Consider the following 17,130-nt stretch of genomic DNA (forward strand, 5'->3'; position numbering starts at 1 on the left):
AATGGGTAAAGAATGATTTAACCATTAGCACGACGGGTATCCGCCCGACCATGAGCCGGATTCCCGCACACTCACTGGACCGGGCCGGGTTGGCAATCGGCGCCTTGTCCGTGTCGGCGTCAGCGGTGCTGCTCAAGCTGGCCGCCGCTACGCCGGCCACCGCCACGGCCGCGCGCTGTCTGATCGCGTTGCCCGTGGTCGTGATCCTTGCGATCCCCGAATGGCAACACCGCGGTGGCTTGCCACGGCGCGGGCTGCTGTCGGCGATCGTGTGTGGCGTGTTGTTCGCCGGCGACATGTTGCTGTGGACGCAGGCCATCCCGGAAGTCGGCGCCGGCTTGTCCACGGTCATCGTCAATGCCCAAGTCGCTATTGTCCCGGTGCTCAGCTGGCTGGCCGATCGGGAGCGGATTTCGCGCCGATTCCTGCTGACGCTGCCCGCCCTGCTGGTTGGCGTGCTGCTCGCCGGTGGCGTACTCGAGCAAGGACTTTCGGGCTCCGATCCGACCCGCGGAACGGTGCACGCTGTGGGCGCAGCGGTCTGCTACTCCGGTTTCCTGTTCCTGCTGCGGCGCGGCGGGCAAGCCGGCAGGCCCATTCAGACTTATGGCGTCGTGCTCGCGACGTCCGGGATCGTGGCGGTGGCCGTCGGCCCGTGGTGGCATGGTCTGGACATCTGGCCGGGCTGGCGCGCCCTCGCGTGGTTGACACTGGTTGCCATCACCGGGCAATTGTTCGGCTGGCTGCTTGTCGCGTTCTGCTCGGGCCGGCTACCCAGCACGGTGAGCTCCGCCCTCCTGTTGCTCACCCCGGTGGGCGCTGTCGCGCTCGGCGCGGTCGCGCTCGGCGAGCGCCCGTCTCCCCTTCAGCTTGCCGGTTGCGCACTCGTGCTGCTGGCGGGATATCTCGGAAGCACACGAATTGCCATGCCGGCCAACGCATCACAGGACGTGGATGCGCCCGATCGTTCCGCGGTTCGCGCAGTGCGTCCGCCGTCGGGCGCCCAGCGCTAGGATCCGCCTATTCGTCGCCGAAGGCGGCATAGAGTTCCGGCAGGAAGGCCGCCAGGTGATTCATCTCCTGGGCGCAGTGGACCATCAGATTGCGAGCGCCGGCTTCCGCGTTACCGAGCACCCGCGAGGCGATCGGGCGCACCGCGCGTGATGCGACACCGGGGACGTTGCGCACTTCGATGTGCCGTCCGCCCATCCAGAATCGTGACCGCATCTCGGCCCCGTTCGGCGTCGACCGGACGTGGTGAATGAACCATCCGACGTCCACCGGGGCCTCGCTGGATCCCAAGCGGGCGCAGATCGCCACCGCACCGGCGCCGTCGGGCGGGCAGCCCATCGCCGCCGGATCGACGAATTGGATTGCGCCGTTGAGCATTGTCGAGCCGATGTACTCGCTGATCAGTGACCAGCGGCCGACGTAGCGTTCGGCGCCCCGGCGGCCGTCGTCTTCAACGCCCGAGCCGTCTTTCCAGGCGGCGTGCAGATGGGCCCGGGGATGCCACAGCTTGTAACGGCGGGTGTCGCAGCCGTGCCAGCCGAACCACCACGACCACATCTGCGGCGTGACGCCCGGCATGTCGGTGCGGACCGACACCTGGTAGCCACCGTCGTCGAGGACCCCATAACCGTTCTCGGTCCGCTGGTATCCGTCGTCGGCGACGCGCGCGGCCTCGTCGAACGACGACAGCGCCATGGCGCCTTGTGGGCCGTGTTCGAGTGCCTCGACGACATGGCGTGGCAGCGGGGCCATCTCGGGCGTGAAGAACTTGCCGAACGGGGTCTTCGCGTCGTCACCGCGATACCCCAGATACAGGTCGCCGGCCATCAGAGCCGCCCCATCCAGCTGTTGAACACTCCGTCGGGGTCGTACTCGGCGCGCACGCGGTCGAGTTTGGCCATCGCGGCGTCGCTGGCGAACCGCGCCGGACGCTGGCCGAGGTTCTCGTCGGCGAGCTGAATCCCGATGGCGAATTCGGACATCGCGGCCATGTTGGACCGCGCCCAGTCGGCGTACTTCGCCTCGTCGGCCGGGTCCTTCCACGAACCGTAGAGGGCCAGGTAGATGTCGCCCTCGATGCTGTAGGCCATGTCCTGGCGGGGAGGGCACGGGCCCCAGTTCAGCCACAGGAAATGCGCCGGGTGCGGGGGCATGGTGTCCAGGATCGTCCGGATGCCCGGAAGCAGGTCCTCGGCCGGCGCCGACGTCCACATGTTGTCGACCGCGTAGTAATGATCGGACAGATAGTGGCTCATCGCGACGTCGTACCAGGTCGCCAGATCGGTTGGCATATAAGGGATTTTGACCAGCGCCTGATCGGCGACCGGGCAGGTGCCGAACAGGGCGAGCGCCTTTTCCGCCTCCGCATCGGAGTCCGCGAAGGCGGGTGACGCCAGCGAGATGACCGGGGTGTCGATGCCCATGTTCGGTTCGCCGCGGGATGCCACGGCCTGCAGCTCGACTCGGGGGTCCACTTCGGCACTGACCGCGCGGGTCCACGTGAAGACCTCGTCGGCGAGCTCGAACGGATAGACATAGACGCTGGTGCCGCAGGCGGCGGGGCGCGGATAAAGCTTCAGATAGAACGACGTGACCACGGCGAAGAATCCGGGTCCGGCACCACGGGCAGCCCAGTAGAGATCGGCGTTGTTGCTGGCGTCGCAGTGAATCCGTTCGCCTTCGGCGGTGACGACATCGAGGCCCACGACACTCTCGCAGGCCGGGCCCCAAATGCGGCTGTTCCAGCCGTATCCGCCCTGCAAGAGGTAGCCACCGAGGCAGACCCCTTTGCAGTGACCCCCGGGAAAGAACAGGCCCTGCGCCTCGAGGTCGGCCATGAGCAGGCTGCCGCCCTTGCCCGGACCCACTCGGGCGAGCCCCTTTTCGGCGTCGATGGAAACGTGGTCGAGACGGCTGACGTCGAGCAGCACGGAGCCGTCGCGCAGGTGGCTGGCCGCGAAGCTGTGGCCGCCCGAGACGATGCTGACCTTCAGCCCGTGGGCCTTCGCATGGCGGATACCGGCGACGATGTCGTCGGTGTCAACGGCCTGCACGATCACTTCGGGGTAGCGTTCGGGCACCCGCTGGTGCCAGACGGTGCCACGACGGGCCGCCTCGTAGCCGTCGTCGCCGCGGAAATAGTGCCGCCCGGCCGGTAGCCCGCTCATCTGGAATCTCCTCTGATTCGCATTACGGATCTTTACGATTCGCGATGCGGAACACTATAGTAGACGAATGCCGTCCTCGGGGGAAAACTTTGCAGCGGGACGCGACGAGGGGATCCAGGTATTGCGGCGCGCCGCCGCCGCGCTGGACGAGATCGCCGCCGAGCCAGGACGGTTGCGTCTGGTCGACCTCGGTGAGCGACTCGGGCTGGCCAAGTCGACGGTCCGTCGGCTGCTGGTGGGCCTGGTCGAGGTCGGACTCGCCAGTGTCGATCCACAGGGCCGTTTCTCCCTCGGCGACCGATTGCTGGCGTTCGGCAATTCCGACGGCGCGCACATCGCGGCGGTGTTCCGGCCAACGATCGAACGGGTAGCGCGCGCGACCGACGGCGAGACGGTCGACCTCTCGGTATTGCGTGGCCGGCGAATGTGGTTCGTCGACCAGATCGAATCGTCGCATCGGCTTCGCGCCGTGTCGGCTGTCGGCGTCCGGTTCCCCCTGGAGTCGACCGCCAACGGCAAAGCGGCCCTGGCGGCGCTCGACGGCGCCGACGCCGAGGCGGTGATCTCTCGCTTGGATCCCGGGTCCGCCGACCGACTCCGCGCCGAGGTGGCCGAGATCCGGCGCACCGGAATCGCTTTCGATCGAGACGAACACACACCGGGAATTTCGGCGGCCGCGATCGCACGACGCGCGTTGGGCGACAATCTGGTTGCTATCTCGGTGCCGGCACCTACGGAGCGCTTCCGGGAAAAGGAACAGCGCATCGTGGCGGCATTGCGCGCGGCCGGCGAATCGGCGGCCTGGCCGCGCTAGGGTCGGCCGAGCACGGTGACGCCGACTGGAGTTGGAGACGGCCGGGTTACCCCTCGAAAGCTCGGCCGTCCCAACGTCTTGATGCCCGCTCAGCAGGGCAATGCGGCGGAGGAGAACAGCGTTCCCCACTCGTGCCGGGCCGCCGATTGCGCGTCGGTGAAGCTCGGTGTCTTTTCGCCGTCGCCGGCCAGGTGTACCAGCGCCCACGCCATCGCGAATACCGGCACCTTGTGCCGCAATGCCGCGCTGTGCAATTCGTCCAAGGCAGCTTCCGACGGGCATCGGCGAAGGCCGATGAGAATGCCGCGCGCGGTGTCGAGGATGCGACCAGAGTGTGGGCCGCACGAGGTCTGGGCGGGAACCCAGTTCGTCGTCATGTTGTGGATACCTCCTGCGGCGCCGTCACGAATCCGCTACTCGCAAAGCGGACGAGGAATTCCTGCGCAACGCATCATCGCGGCCGCAAACCTCAAAGGCGCCCTGTGCCATGATTTGTCGATATTTCGCGTTGTGCCAGACAACCGCCGAGATCGATACCTGCCTGTGACCGTTCCGGGATCGGTTGCTAATCAACCAATCCGGTGAAGTGCCTGCCCGGTGCCGTAATCCATGAACTTCGGATCAGGTTGCCAAAGACAATAATTCGTCGAAGCCGGCGACCATAGCGTCATGGAAGACGTCGTAGTCGGGTATCGCGGTGGTATCGACGTTCAACCCGAGACCACACGTGTCGACATAGGTGAGAAGCGTGACGTTGACCGCCGCACCGATGGTGGGCCCGAACGCGTACTGCGCCCGCACCGCAGCGCCGCCGAGGTAGACGGGCACCGGAACGCCCGGCACATCGCTGGCCACGAAATCGACATGGCGCAGCACCGAACCGATGTACCACCGGGGCACCAGGTTGAGCACCCCGGCGATCAATTGCGTGTAGGGCAGCGATCTTTCGTTCCGTACCGCCGCGGTGCGCTGCCGTATCGCCGCGATGCGCCTCGCCGGATCCGCCTCGCCGACGGGCACGTCGAAGCGCATCAGCGTGATCCGGTTCCCGCCAATGCCATCGGCTTCGGTCCGCAGACTGATCGGCATGGTGATGTGCAAGTCGTTCACCGCCACGCCGTGCTTCTCGTGGTAGAGGCGAAGCCCGCCCGCCACCCCGGCGACGAACGCGTCGTTCAGCGCCCCACCGCAACGGTGCGCCGCTTCCCGAAGCGGACGCGTCGGCACCTGATGCACCCCGAGACGCCGGATCAGGCCACGGTCCGTCGCAAGCGGTGACCCGGTTCGGCTGATCGGCCGGACGGTTCGGTAGACCGATGCCGCGGTGGTCGCCGCGGACCGGATGGTGGCGACGGGGCGCCGGACGCCGTCGTACATCAAACGTGGCACCAGGGAAACTGCCCCCGTCAGGGCGCTGTTGAGCAAGCCGGTGTCGTACCGCACGGCGTCGCGGTAGGGCCCGAGCAGCGCTGGGCCCACGACCTGCGGCTCGGGCGGCATGGGTTCCACGGGATACGGGTCTTCCGAGAGGTCGAACAGGTGCATCGCGATCTGGACCCCGCCGACCCCGTCGGTGAGCGCGTGGTGAAACTTGCAGATCACGGCCGCGCCGCCGTTTTCCAGACCCTCGACGAACGTCGTTTCCCACAGCGCGCGGGCCCGATCGAAGTCCTGCATCTCGGCCAATCGGGCCATCTCGAGCACGTCGTCGAGCGTTCCGGGGGCGGAGACCGTTGCTCGCCGCAGGTGGTAATCGAGGTCGAAGTCCCGGTAATACTCCCATCGCGGCGGGACCGGCGGAGGCGACTGCACCACCCGCTGCCGGAACATGGGCAACGTGCGGCTGATCAGGTCGAACCGCTTCCGCACCTCCCCCCAGTCCGGGGTCCGGTCCAGAAGTACGACGCTGACCACCGTCGATCGCAGCCGTGGGTCAGTCTCCATCGCCCAGGTGAACGCGTCGGTGGCGCGCATGAATGCAGTCATGTCGGTGCTCCTTGCACCGAACGTACGACTGCGGGCGCCCTAGGTCACCGGGTTATCGGCAGCCGATGACTTTGGTCCCCACAGTTAGCGCCTTTCGTCGACTGCCCGGCGCCCTACAGAATCGCCTTCCGATCCTTCGCCCTGGCGATGTCGTCCCAATCGACGTCGAGCTCGAGCAGGATCTCTTCCGTGTGCTGGCCGTGTTCGGGCGCACGCGCGGGCGCCGGCGGAGTCTCGTCGAACTGGACGGGCGCGGCGACAATGCGGTACTTCTCGCCGTGGTCGTCGACGTTGGTCACCACGTACCCGTTCGGTTCGACCTGCGGATCGTTGAGCGTTTCCCGCGGCGTCGCCAGGGCGCCCCACACGCCCGGCTCCTCCTCGAGCGCCTTCTGCCAGTGGGCGAGATCGTGGCGGGCGAACGCGTTGGTCAGGATCTCCGTGGCCTCCGCGGCGTTGGCGATCAGGTTGCTCGACGGCACGAATCGCTGATCGGTGGCCAGCTCGGCCAGGCCGACTCGCTCACAGAACCCTGCCCAGAACTTGTCCGGCTGCAAGAACACCAACTGGATCCACCTGCCGTCGCGGGTCTTGTACCTGTTCACCAGCGGGTTGATGGCCAGCCCCGGCGGTGCGCCCGGGATCCCGTCGATGTCGAAGAAATCGGCCGCCGAGATGGACGGCGCTATCGCCCACATCGCCTGCGCCAGCAGCGAGGAGTCGACGATCGTCGGTTCGCCGGTGCGTTCGCGGTGGAACAGCGCGGCGCAAACGCCACCGGCGAGCGTCGCCCCACCTTGAAGATCACCGAACCCCGGACCCTGCACCGCGGGCGTGTCCGTGCCGAACGGCGTGAGCGTGTACGCGACCCCGCCGCGCGCCAGGTAGGTGGCCGCGTCGAACCCGCCACGGTCGCGGTCCGGCCCCCGCACCCCCAGACCGGTGCCTCGCGCGATGATGATCTTCGGGTTGAACGAGCGGATGTCGTCCACGGTCAGCCGGGCCCGCTCGAGCGCACCCGGCAGCCAATTGGTAAGGAACACATCGGCACTGGCCAACAGGCGGCCGAACAGCTCGCGACCCGTGTCGGATTTGATGTCGATGGCGATGCTGCGCTTACCGCGGTTGCCCAGCTCGAGGATGAAGTCGGCGTCCGGGCGCGCCGCCTGCCGGGTGAAGCCGCCGACGACCAGCGCGCGCCCGGGGTCACCCGAGGCGACACCCTCGACCTTGATCACGTCGGCGCCCCAGTCCGACAGGGCCGCACCGGCCGATGGCACGTAGGTCCACGATGCCAATTCGACCACCCGCACCCCGTGCAGGACACCACCGCGCACGCCAGACATCGCCAACTCCCTCGGTCGACCCGTTCATTCCTTGCTATTTTAGATATTCTAGCTAGTCTAGGGCGTAGTGGTAGCCCAACCGCAGGTCAGAGCAGTTTTTCGTGGAAGAGATGCGATGGATCCGACCGTTGGCACGATTCCGACGCCCCCCGCATATCCCCGCGAAAACGTGCGGCCGACGGAGTCGTTGCGGCCGCACCGGCGGCGACGCAAACCAATGCCGTTGGGCCCCAACGAGAGTTGCGATGCAGATACACGGACGAAGGACGGGCGATGGGCAGGGTAACCGGCAAGGTGGCCGTGATCAGTGGCGCCGCGCGAGGCCAAGGCCGTTCGCACGCGCGGATGCTGGCTGCCGAAGGCGCGGACATCATTGCGGTGGACCTGTGCGCCGACATCGAGACCAACGAGTATCCCCTGGCCCGGCGGGAAGACCTCGACGAGACGGCCCGGCTGGTCGAGAAGGAGGGCCAGCGCGCGTTCACCGCGGTCGCGGACGTTCGCGACCGGGTGGCCCTGTCCACCGCGATCGATGAGGGCGTCGCCGAGTTGGGGCATCTCGACGTCGTCGTCGCCAACGCGGGCATCTGCCCGCTCACCGCGGGCCTGCCGCCGCAGGCCTTCGCCGACGCCGTGGACGTGGACCTGGTCGGAGTGCTGAACCTGGTGCACGCGAGCCTCAAACATCTGCAGGCCGGCGCGTCGATCATCGTGATCGGTTCCAATGCGGCGTTCATGTCGTCGATGAACACCACCGGCATCGACGGGGGCCCCGGCGGCGCGGGGTATGCCTTCGCGAAATTGGCTGCCGCGCACTACGTCAACGACTTCGCCCTGGCGCTCGCCCGATTCTCCATCCGGATGAACGCGGTGCACCCCACCAATGTCAACACCGACATGCTGCACAGCCCTCCCATGTATCGGGCCTTCCGGCCGGACCTGAAGGATCCGACGCGCGAGGACGCCGAACCGGTTTTCCCGCTCGTGCAGGCGATGCCGATCCCCTACGTCGAGCCCGAGGACATCAGCGAGGCAGTGTTGTTCCTGGCCTCCGACGCGGCGCGCTACATCACCGGGCAGCAGCTCCGTGTCGACGGCGGCGGCTTCCTCAAGGTCAAGCCGTGGTCGGGTGCGTGACATCGATGACCGACTCCCCCGACGTCGAGCGCCGGCTGTACGAGCTGATGGTGCTGATGAAGGCGGCCGATGACCGGCTGTTCAAAGGCATCGGCACGGGCGAGTTCATGTGCGTCTACTGGCCCTCGCGCGGCCAGGAGGCCATTGCCGCCGCGATGGGCGTGGCGCTGCGCCCCGACGATCAGCTGGTGACCACCTACCGCGGCCTGCACGACCTCATCGGCAAGGGCGTCCCGCTCGAGGAGATCTACGGCGAGATGATGGGCCGCACCGTCGGCGCCAGCCGGGGCAAGGGCGGCACCATGCACATCGCCAATCCCGTTATGGGCGTGATGCTTTCGACCGGGATCGTCGGGGCCGGGCCACCGGTGGCGGTGGGACTGGCGATGGCGGCCAAACGCAAGGGCTCCGATCGCGTCACGGTGGTCAGCTTCGGTGACGGCGCCACCAACACCGGGTCGTTCCACGAGGCGGCGAACATGGCGGCGCTGTGGGACCTGCCGATGGTCTTCGTCTGCCAGAACAACCAGTACGCGGAGATGACGCCCACGGCCGACACCATGAAGCTCGAACGCGTCGCCGACCGGGCGGCCGGCTATGGCATGCCCGGGGTGCGGGTCGACGGAAACGACCCGCTGGCGGTCAAATCCGCACTCGAGGACGCGCTGCGGCGGGCCCGCGCCGGTGACGGCCCCAGCTTCATCGAATGCGTCACGTTCCGCTTTAGAGGCCATTACTTCGGCGACCGGATGCCCTACATTCCCAAGGATCAACTTGCCGCCGCGATGGAAGCCGACCCGGTCCCCCGGTTCCGCAGCCACCTCGCCGCCACCGGCATCTGCGCTTCCGACGAACTCGACCGCATCGACGGCGAGGCGCTGGCGGCGGTGGAAGCGGCGCTGCAAACCGTGATGGGCGCCGATTCCCCGTCCATCGACGAGCTGGACCGGGATGTGTACGCGACCCCGATCGGGTTCCCGGTATGAACACGCAGGAGCGGGAGATGACGATGCGCGAGGCGCTCAACCTCGCGCTGGATCAAGCGCTTGCCGCCGACGACCGGGTGTTCCTGCTCGGTGAGGACATCGCCGATCCGGGTGCGTCCGGACCGACCGCGGGCCTGTCGACGAAGTACGGTCACGACCGTGTCCTGGACACACCGATCTCCGAGGCGGCGATCGTCGGCGCGGCCATCGGCGCCGCCATCGACGGGCTGCTGCCGGTGGCCGAGATCATGATCATGGACTTCATCGGCATCGCGGCCGACCAGCTGATCAACAACGCGGCCAAGCTGAGGTTCATGACCGCCGGACGCACAACGGCACCGATCACCATCCGCACCCAGGTCTACGCCGGGCTGGCCACCGGTGCCACGCATTCGCAAAGCCTCGAGGCATGGTTCATGCACATCCCGGGCATGAAGGTGATCGTGCCGTCCACACCCCGCGACGGGAAGGGCCTCCTGACATCGGCGATTTTCGACGAGGATCCCTGCCTGTTCGTCGAAACCATTCGGCTGCAAGGCAAGAAAGGTCCCGTCCCCGTCGATCCCGCGTTCTCGATCCCGCTGGGCCGAGCCGACATCAAGCGGCCGGGCACCGACGTGAGCCTGATCGCCTACGGACGGTGCGTGCACGACGCCCTCACCGCCGCGGACACGCTGGACGAACAGGGCGTGAGCGCCGAGGTCGTCGATCTGCGCACCCTGGTGCCGCTCGACGTCGAGACCATCGTCGACTCCGCCCGCCGTACCCGCCGTGCCGTCATCATCCATGACGCGGTCCAATTCGCCGGCCCCGGAGCCGAACTCGCCGCGATCCTGCACTCGGAGCTGTTCTCCGAGCTGGCCGCGCCCGTCGAACGAGTGGCCGCCCGATTCGTCCCCAACCCGGCCGCGGCGGCGCTCGAGGCGCAGGTATACCCCTCGCCGGCACGAATCGTCGCGGCGGCGCTGAAGACCTTCGGGAGGACGCTGGCGGAGGCGAAAGCGCGTGGCTGACTTCATCATTCGCATTCCGCGCGTCTCGGTGGCCGTGTCGGAGGCCGAGCTCACCGGGCTCCTCGTCGACGCCGGCCAGCACGTGGACGCGGGCACACCCCTCTACGTGATCGCCACCGAGAAGGTGGAACAGGAGATCGAAGCGGGGGCCTCGGGCACCGTGCAATGGACGGGCCGGGTCGGGACCACCTACGACATCGGCGCCGAAATCGGCGTCATCACTTCTTGAACCAACGAAAGGTGAAACGCATGGATCTCAACGAGACTCGCGAGAGAATCATCTACCAAAAAGAGGGGCCCATCGCCCGCGTCACGCTCAACTGGCCGGAGAAGGCGAATGCCCAGGACCAGAAGCTGGCCGAAGAGGTCGACGCCGCCCTGCTGGACGCCGACCGCGACTACGACATCAAGGTGCTCGTCCTCAAGGCCAACGGCAAGGGCTTCTGCTCGGGACACGCCATCGGTAACAACGCCGTCGACTACCCGTCGTTCGTGGAGAACGCCATGGTGACGGGCCACCCGTGGAAGGCGCAATCCGATCTGTTCGTCAAGCCAACCCTGAACCTGTGGGAGTTCTCCAAGCCAACGATCGCTCAGGTGCACGGCTACTGCGTCGGTGGCGGCACGCACATGGGCCTGACCACCGACATCGTCATCGCCGCCGAGGATGCCTACTTCTCGTATCCGCCGCTGCAGGGTTTCGGCATGCCTTCCGGCGAATGTTCCATTGAGCCTTGGGTTTTCATGAACTGGCGGCGGGCCGCCTACTACCTGTTCACCGCGGAGGTGATCGACGCCAAAAAGGCGCTGGAGGTTGGCCTCGTCAACGAAGTGGTCCCGCGCGACCAGCTCGACGATCGTGTCGAGGCGATCGCCCGGCATATCGCCCAGGCGCCGTTGACGACGCTGATGCTCACCAAGGCCAATCTGAAGCGGGCCTGGGAGCTGATGGGCATGCGGGTGCACTGGCAGAGCTCGAACGACCTCGTCGCCCTGGCTTCCATTAGCAAGGACGTCCAGGAGCTGATCCAGACGGTGTTCAGGGACAAGGTGCTGCCGTCCGAGCACGCACGGCGCCAGGCCGCGGCGGCCGCAACGACCGATGGCGCGTCACCTTCATAGGCGCCGCCAGTGAACCTCGCCGATCACGCCAAGAGGGCCGGACAGGCGCCGGCCCTCATCGTCGCGGACGGTGGCACGATCTCGCACTCCGAGCTGTACGCCCGCAGCCGGCGCGTCGCGGCGGTGTTGCACGAGGCTGGACTGCGCCCCGGCGACGGCGTGGCCCTGATCTCGCCGAACCGGCCTGAGTTCCTCGAAATCACCTGGGCCTGTCAGCTTTCCGGCCTGTATTACACCGCGGTCAACACCCACTTCACCGCGGACGAGGTCGCCTACGTCATCGGGGACTCCGATGCGCGGGCGGTCTTCGTCGACGCGACCATGCCCGAGCTTGCCGCCCACGTCCGCGCGGCCAACCCTGCCGTCACCATTCGCCTCGCGGTGGGGGGAGCCCTGCCCGGCTGGCGGGATTACGAGGAGGCGCTCGCGACGGCCGGTGCCGCGCCGCCCGCGTCGGACGGGTCGGAAATGCTGTACTCGTCGGGCACCACGGGTCGGCCCAAGGCGGTCCGCCGGCCCCTTCCGACCGACGGCAACGGCTCCTGGGCTCAGGCGGTGCTGGAGCTAGCGCTGACTCACAAGTACGGAATGAGCATGTCCAGCGTGTACCTCTCCCCCGCACCGCTGTACCACGCCGCCGGAGTGAACTACACCATGGCGGTCAACCGCGTCGGCGCCGCGGCGATTCTCATGCGCAAGTTCGACGCCGAGACCGTCTTGCGATTGATCGAGACCCACCGCGTGACGCACGCCCAGTTCGTGCCCACCATGTTCGTGCGGATGCTCAAGCTGCCCAGGGCGGTTCGGGAAAAGTATGACGTGTCGAGCCTGCGATGTGTGATCCACGCGGCCGCGCCCTGCCCGGTCGACGTCAAGCACCACATGATGAAGTGGTTCGGGCCGATCATCCACGAATACTACGGCGGCACCGAGGGATTCGCGGGGACGACCATCGGTCCCGAGGAATGGCTGGCCCACCCCGGTTCGGTGGGCAGACCGATGACACCGGTGCACGTGATCGGAGAAGACGGCGCCGAGTTGCCCGCCAGGCACGCCGGTGAGCTCTTCTTCGAAGGCGGACCCGACTTCGAATACTTCAAGGACCCCGCCAAGACCGCCTCGGTGTACAACGACCGCGGCTGGCGCACCCTGGGCGACATGGGGTACGTCGACGACGACGGCTACCTCTATCTCACCGACCGGTCCACGTTCATGATCGTTTCCGGCGGGGTGAACATCTACCCCCAGGAGGTCGAGAACCTGCTGATCATGCATCCCAAGCTCGTTGACGCGGCCGTCTTCGGCGTCCCGAACGACGAGTTCGGCGAGGAGGTCAAGGCCGTCGTACAGCCGGTCGACGGCGTCCGTCCAGGGCCCGACCTCGAGGCGGAGCTCATCGAGTACTGCCGAGCGCACCTGGCCGGCTACAAGTGCCCGCGCACCGTCGAATTCGTTCCGGAATTGCCACGGGACCCGAACGGAAAGCTGTACAAGAGACGCATTCGCGAGCGTTACTGGCAGGGGCGGACAACGCGAATCGTGTAACCGAAGAGGGATGGCGAGATGGCTTCCAAGACAGACTCAGCGACAAGCCCGGTGGGCACGGACAGGACCTGGACACCGCTGCCGGTGCCGTGGGCGGTCCAGACCGTCGATCGCATTCCCAAGCAGCGCTACTACGACGCCGAGTTCTTCGCGCTGGAAGCGGCGGCCTTCTGGCCGCGCGTCTGGCAGATGGCATGCCGGCTCGAGGAGATTCCCAAACCCGGCGACTTCGTCGAATACGAGATCCTCGACCAGTCGATCATCGTGGTGCGTGTCGACGCGGACACGGTGCGGGCCTACCACAACGCGTGCCGCCATCGCGGGGTGAAACTCGTGGAAGGCGGGGGTTCCCGGCGAACTTTCGTTTGCCCCTTCCACGGCTGGTGCTGGGGCCTCGACGGGCGCAGCACATTCGTGTTGCGGCCCGAGGCGTTCGCCGACGAAAACATGAATCCGCAAGACCTGCAGCTGGTTTCGGTGCGATGTGAGACCTGGGGCGGGTGCGCGTGGATCAACCTCGACGACGGGGCCCCCGCGCTGCGTGACTGCCTGGAGCCCTTCGCGTCGACCTACGACGCCTGGCAGGTGGAATCGCTGCGGGTCGAGTGGTGGCAGTCCTGCCGGCTGCCGGTGAACTGGAAGCTGGCGGCGGCGGCGTTCATGGAGGGCTACCACGTCCCCCAGACCCATCCGCAGCTGCTGCCCTCCGCGCAGAACGGCGGCCCCGTCAAATCGGTGCACCCCGTCGTCGCGAGCAGCCTGTACTTCATGCGTACCCTCGGCACCGGCATGGGCGGCATGACGCACGACAACGACATCCGAATCGCCGAGGGACTGCAGAACATTGAGCTCCCCGCCGATCCCGCCGCGGCGATGAATGCCTGGCGCGGCGCCCTCAACGACGCCGTCGTCAGCTGGCACCGGGCCCGGGGCAGCACCATGCCCGACCTCAACGAGCTGGTCCGCCGCGGGATCACCGACGCGATCGGGTTCTGCTTCCCGCACTACTTCATCCTGCCCACCTACAGCAGCGCGTCGTCCTACCGCATCCGCCCGCTGGGCCCCGAGGACACCCTGTTCGAGATCTGGTCCCTCACCCGGTTCCCCGACGATGTTTCCGCGGGCAGGCCCCAGCCCCCGGAGCCGATGGCGCCCGACGACCCGCGCTGGCCACCGATCCCAGCGCAAGACTTCTCCAATCTGCCGAGGCAGCAGAAAGGGTTGCACTCCAAGGGCTTCGAGTACATGCGCCTGTCGGACCAGATCGAGGGCCTGATCTCCAACTTCGAACGCGTCGTCGACGGCTTTCTCGCCGGCCTGCCGCACGAGGCGTTGGTTCCCGCGATCCAGAAGACCAACACCACCATCGACGTACCGGTCGCCGACCTGGCCTTGCGCGCGGAGGCACGATGACCACCCGGTGGGACCGCTCCGTGGATCTGCTCATTGCGGGCAGCGGCGGGGGCGGCATGGTCGCGGCGCTGGCGGCGCTCGACTCCGGCATCGAGCCGCTGGTGATCGAAAAGCAGGCCCTGGTCGGCGGTTCCACCGGCCTCTCGGGCGGCATGGTGTGGCTGCCGAACAACCCGCTCATGCGCGCCGCGGGCATCCCGGACTCGCACGAGGACGGTCTGGCCTATTTCGACGACGTCGTCGGTGACATCGGTCCGGCCTCCTCGCCGGCGCGCCGCGAGATGTTCCTCAGCGCGGGCTACGAAATGATCGACTTCCTCACCCGCAAGGGTGTTCGGTTCGTGCGGTGCCCCGGCTGGAGCGATTATTACCCGAACCACAAGGGGGGCAACGAAGCCGGTCGTGCTATCGAGTGCGTCCCGTACGATGCCGCCGCTCTGGGGACCTGGCGGGACAGGGTCCAGCCTTCGATGGCCAAGGCGTATGGCGGGTTCGTGCTCAAGACCAACGAGCTGCGTTCGGTGCAGTACTTCAATCGGTCGCCGCGAGCCTTCGCGGTGGCGATGCGAGTGTTCGCGCGCACCAGGGCCGCCCGGCTGCGCCGTCGGGAGATCCTCACCAACGGAGCGTCGCTCATCGGTCAGATGCTCAAGGTGCTGATCGATCTGCGCGGCGAGCCGCCGATCTGGACGGGCGCGGCGATGGATGACCTGATCGTCGAGGATGGCCGGGTCGTAGGCGCGCGCGTCTCACGGCACGGCGAGGCGCTGAACATCGAGGCGCGGAAGGGCGTCCTGCTGGCCGCGGGCGGGTTCAGCCGCAACGCGGACATGCGCCGCCGCTACAGCGGGGACCAGCCGAACGAGGGGCTCTGGTCGATCGCGAACGCCGGCGACACCGGCGAGGTGTTGCAGACCGCGATCCGGCTGGGCGCCAAGACCGACCTGATGGACGAGGCCTGGTGGCTGCCGTCGGTTTTCATCGCCGACGGGGGCGACGCCGCGAAGGCGCTGGGCAGCGGGCGGCAGCGCCCCGGCGCCATCTACGTCGACGGAACCGGCAGGCGGTTCTGCAACGAGTCCAACTCGTACGTCGAAGTCGGCAAGGCGATGTATGCGAACAAGGCGGTGCCGTGCTGGATGGTCTTCGACGAGGGCTACATCGGCCGGTACGTTTCGGGGGCGAACCCGTTCAAGAAGCGTCGCCTCCCCGAAGAACTCATCACACGGGGCGCGGTGATGCGCGGTGAGACCATCGGCGAGCTGGCGCACCAGATGGGGGTCCCGGCCGACGCGCTGGAGCAGACGATCAGGCGCTTCAACGGTTTTGCGGCCAAGGGCCTCGATCCCGACTTCGGGCGCGGTCAGTCGGCGTACAACGACTGCCTGGGTGATCCCGGGCATCGCCCCAACGCCGCGCTCGGTCCGCTCGAGCGGTCACCGTTCTATGCCACCAAAGTCGTTCCGGCCGATGTCGGCACGTGCGGCGGCGTGATCACGAACGAGCACGCCCAGGTGCTCGACGAGGACGACCGCGTGATCGGCGGACTGTACGCGACCGGCAACATCACCGCGACGGTGATGGGCCGCAACTATCTGGGCGCCGGCGGAAGCATCGCGTACACAATGGTGTTCGGCTACGTCGCGGCTCGGCACGCCGGGCGCCGGGGTGGCGCCGGCGAGCCAGGCGGCTAGGCCCCGGCATCCTTCTCGTCGCGGCCGATGAATTCGCGTGGCTTCATGCCCGATTGCTTCAGCTCGGCCCGCCGCGCCTGGACGTCGGAGGCGGCGCCGACCATGTTCGTCAGGATGTGGCTGACCTGCAGGTGCACCCGCATGCCCATCAGTTCCCACGCGCGCTTCACGTTGTTCTTCACCGCCATCAGTGTGGTCAATGGGATTTGAGCGATCTTGCGCGCCATCTCCTCGACGACTTCGTCGAGGTCTTCGCGCGGCACCACCTTGTTGAGCAGGCCCCAGTCGAGGGCTTCCTGCGCGGAGAGCGTCGGGGCGAGCAGCAGCCAGTCCATGGTCCGATGCCAGTTCATCAGCAACCACGGCTCGATCATGGTGTGCCCGCCGGGCTCGCCAAGGCTTTGAGCAAGCGGCATTTGAAAATACGCATCCTCGGACGCGACGCAAAAGTCGGTCAGCAGACCGAGATAGATCCCGCCCCCCATGCAATAGCCGTGAATCGCGGAAATCGTCGGCTTCGGAAACTCCCACAGGTACAGCGTCGGCCACAGGAACAAGTCGGCCGTGCCCTTGTACAGGTCCTCGAACGTCTCACCGAAGTCCGGATACGGGTTTTCGTCAGGGCCCCAGCGGGCCACATGCCCGCCGCAGAACCCTTTTCCGTTGGCCTTTAGGATGACGACCTTGATCTCTTTATCCCGGTCGGCTTCGTGCAGGCATTCGTCGACTTCGGTGACCAGGACCGCGTCCTTGGTGTTGGCCTTGTCCACCCGGTTCAGGATGATCCGCGCGATCGGCGGTTCGCGCTCGTAGATGACCGCTTCGAGAACGCGCCGCTCCATCTGCGTGACATTACCCGGCTGGGAGCCGAAATGGCAGCGCCAAACGCCATTTC

The 17,130-nt window shown here is 67.1% G+C and carries 16 protein-coding genes; 10 read left to right on the forward strand and 6 right to left on the reverse strand.

The window, feature by feature from the left end; all coding sequences use genetic code 11:
• The first annotated feature begins 50 nt into the window (after positions 1 to 50).
• Entirely contained in the window at positions 51 to 1,013 is a 963-nt protein-coding gene (locus A5697_RS09720; RefSeq protein WP_082953317.1) for a DMT family transporter, read from the forward strand.
• A 7-nt stretch (positions 1,014 to 1,020) separates the two neighbouring features.
• Here A5697_RS09720 and A5697_RS09725 read toward each other — a convergent pair whose 3' ends face one another.
• Positions 1,021 to 1,839: a DAPG hydrolase family protein gene (locus A5697_RS09725; protein WP_068010083.1), complete on the reverse strand. Its 819-nt coding sequence runs from the start codon at positions 1,837 to 1,839 to the stop codon at positions 1,021 to 1,023.
• A complete protein-coding gene (locus A5697_RS09730; protein WP_068010085.1) occupies positions 1,839 to 3,179 on the reverse strand; it encodes an FAD-binding oxidoreductase in 1,341 nt (446 codons plus the stop codon). Before A5697_RS09730 ends, A5697_RS09725 begins: the two co-directional genes overlap by 1 nt.
• Positions 3,180 to 3,246: 67 nt before the next feature.
• Between A5697_RS09730 and A5697_RS09735 the strand changes: the two genes are divergently transcribed.
• Positions 3,247 to 3,993 (forward strand): IclR family transcriptional regulator, encoded by a 747-nt coding sequence (locus A5697_RS09735; protein ID WP_068010088.1) that lies wholly within the window; start codon positions 3,247 to 3,249, stop codon positions 3,991 to 3,993.
• A gap of 89 nt (positions 3,994 to 4,082) precedes the next feature.
• Here A5697_RS09735 and A5697_RS09740 read toward each other — a convergent pair whose 3' ends face one another.
• From A5697_RS09740 to A5697_RS09750, 3 genes are all read right to left on the reverse strand, one after another.
• Positions 4,083 to 4,370, reverse strand: a complete 288-nt coding sequence (locus A5697_RS09740) for an ANTAR domain-containing protein (RefSeq protein ID WP_067943646.1) — start codon at positions 4,368 to 4,370, stop codon at positions 4,083 to 4,085.
• A gap of 244 nt (positions 4,371 to 4,614) precedes the next feature.
• A complete protein-coding gene (locus A5697_RS09745) occupies positions 4,615 to 5,979 on the reverse strand; it encodes a wax ester/triacylglycerol synthase domain-containing protein (RefSeq protein WP_068010090.1) in 1,365 nt (454 codons plus the stop codon).
• A gap of 113 nt (positions 5,980 to 6,092) precedes the next feature.
• Positions 6,093 to 7,325 carry a CaiB/BaiF CoA-transferase family protein gene (locus A5697_RS09750; RefSeq protein ID WP_068010093.1) on the reverse strand — a complete coding sequence of 411 codons (1,233 nt, stop codon included), beginning with the start codon at positions 7,323 to 7,325 and terminating at the stop codon, positions 6,093 to 6,095.
• 273 nt (positions 7,326 to 7,598) lie between these two features.
• On the opposite strand from A5697_RS09750, the gene A5697_RS09755 reads away from it, so the two are divergent.
• The 8 genes from A5697_RS09755 to A5697_RS09790 are packed head-to-tail and all read left to right on the forward strand — an operon-like array spanning position 7,599 to position 16,235.
• Entirely contained in the window at positions 7,599 to 8,462 is an 864-nt protein-coding gene (locus A5697_RS09755; protein WP_067943653.1) for a mycofactocin-coupled SDR family oxidoreductase, read from the forward strand.
• 5 nt (positions 8,463 to 8,467) lie between these two features.
• Positions 8,468 to 9,448, forward strand: a complete 981-nt coding sequence (locus A5697_RS09760) for a thiamine pyrophosphate-dependent dehydrogenase E1 component subunit alpha (RefSeq protein ID WP_068010142.1) — start codon at positions 8,468 to 8,470, stop codon at positions 9,446 to 9,448.
• Positions 9,445 to 10,461, forward strand: coding sequence for an alpha-ketoacid dehydrogenase subunit beta (locus A5697_RS09765; RefSeq protein WP_067943655.1), 1,017 nt, complete (start codon positions 9,445 to 9,447; stop codon positions 10,459 to 10,461). Before A5697_RS09760 ends, A5697_RS09765 begins: the two co-directional genes overlap by 4 nt.
• A complete protein-coding gene (locus A5697_RS09770; RefSeq protein WP_067943657.1) occupies positions 10,454 to 10,690 on the forward strand; it encodes a lipoyl domain-containing protein in 237 nt (78 codons plus the stop codon). Before A5697_RS09765 ends, A5697_RS09770 begins: the two co-directional genes overlap by 8 nt.
• A gap of 20 nt (positions 10,691 to 10,710) precedes the next feature.
• Positions 10,711 to 11,583 carry an enoyl-CoA hydratase-related protein gene (locus tag A5697_RS09775; protein WP_067943659.1) on the forward strand — a complete coding sequence of 291 codons (873 nt, stop codon included), beginning with the start codon at positions 10,711 to 10,713 and terminating at the stop codon, positions 11,581 to 11,583.
• A 9-nt stretch (positions 11,584 to 11,592) separates the two neighbouring features.
• Positions 11,593 to 13,128, forward strand: a complete 1,536-nt coding sequence (locus tag A5697_RS09780) for an acyl-CoA synthetase (RefSeq protein ID WP_068010096.1) — start codon at positions 11,593 to 11,595, stop codon at positions 13,126 to 13,128.
• Between the two features lie 18 nt (positions 13,129 to 13,146).
• Positions 13,147 to 14,541: an SRPBCC family protein gene (locus tag A5697_RS09785; protein WP_067943663.1), complete on the forward strand. Its 1,395-nt coding sequence runs from the start codon at positions 13,147 to 13,149 to the stop codon at positions 14,539 to 14,541.
• Entirely contained in the window at positions 14,538 to 16,235 is a 1,698-nt protein-coding gene (locus A5697_RS09790) for an FAD-binding protein (protein ID WP_068010099.1), read from the forward strand. Before A5697_RS09785 ends, A5697_RS09790 begins: the two co-directional genes overlap by 4 nt.
• On the opposite strand, the gene A5697_RS09795 is transcribed toward A5697_RS09790, so the two are convergent.
• Positions 16,232 to 17,077 (reverse strand): enoyl-CoA hydratase-related protein, encoded by an 846-nt coding sequence (locus A5697_RS09795; protein WP_067943667.1) that lies wholly within the window; start codon positions 17,075 to 17,077, stop codon positions 16,232 to 16,234. The genes A5697_RS09790 and A5697_RS09795 overlap by 4 nt on opposite strands.
• Positions 17,078 to 17,130 lie beyond the last annotated feature (53 nt).

It is taken from the genome of Mycobacterium sp. E3251 (genome assembly GCF_001666835.1).
GTDB lineage: Bacteria > Actinomycetota > Actinomycetes > Mycobacteriales > Mycobacteriaceae > Mycobacterium.

What these genes read in the sequence shown, in the direction of transcription:
- A5697_RS09720 (WP_082953317.1), top strand. Translation starts at nt 51, where the DNA reads ATGAGCCGGATTCCCGCACACTCACTGGACCGGGCCGGGTTGGCAATC.
- A5697_RS09725 (WP_068010083.1), bottom strand. Translation starts at nt 1,839, where the DNA reads ATGGCCGGCGACCTGTATCTGGGGTATCGCGGTGACGACGCGAAGACC.
- A5697_RS09730 (WP_068010085.1), bottom strand. Translation starts at nt 3,179, where the DNA reads ATGAGCGGGCTACCGGCCGGGCGGCACTATTTCCGCGGCGACGACGGC.
- A5697_RS09735 (WP_068010088.1), top strand. Translation starts at nt 3,247, where the DNA reads ATGCCGTCCTCGGGGGAAAACTTTGCAGCGGGACGCGACGAGGGGATC.
- A5697_RS09740 (WP_067943646.1), bottom strand. Translation starts at nt 4,370, where the DNA reads ATGACGACGAACTGGGTTCCCGCCCAGACCTCGTGCGGCCCACACTCT.
- A5697_RS09745 (WP_068010090.1), bottom strand. Translation starts at nt 5,979, where the DNA reads ATGACTGCATTCATGCGCGCCACCGACGCGTTCACCTGGGCGATGGAG.
- A5697_RS09750 (WP_068010093.1), bottom strand. Translation starts at nt 7,325, where the DNA reads ATGTCTGGCGTGCGCGGTGGTGTCCTGCACGGGGTGCGGGTGGTCGAA.
- A5697_RS09755 (WP_067943653.1), top strand. Translation starts at nt 7,599, where the DNA reads ATGGGCAGGGTAACCGGCAAGGTGGCCGTGATCAGTGGCGCCGCGCGA.
- A5697_RS09760 (WP_068010142.1), top strand. Translation starts at nt 8,468, where the DNA reads ATGACCGACTCCCCCGACGTCGAGCGCCGGCTGTACGAGCTGATGGTG.
- A5697_RS09765 (WP_067943655.1), top strand. Translation starts at nt 9,445, where the DNA reads ATGAACACGCAGGAGCGGGAGATGACGATGCGCGAGGCGCTCAACCTC.
- A5697_RS09775 (WP_067943659.1), top strand. Translation starts at nt 10,711, where the DNA reads ATGGATCTCAACGAGACTCGCGAGAGAATCATCTACCAAAAAGAGGGG.
- A5697_RS09785 (WP_067943663.1), top strand. Translation starts at nt 13,147, where the DNA reads ATGGCTTCCAAGACAGACTCAGCGACAAGCCCGGTGGGCACGGACAGG.
- A5697_RS09790 (WP_068010099.1), top strand. Translation starts at nt 14,538, where the DNA reads ATGACCACCCGGTGGGACCGCTCCGTGGATCTGCTCATTGCGGGCAGC.
- A5697_RS09795 (WP_067943667.1), bottom strand. Translation starts at nt 17,077, where the DNA reads ATGGAGCGGCGCGTTCTCGAAGCGGTCATCTACGAGCGCGAACCGCCG.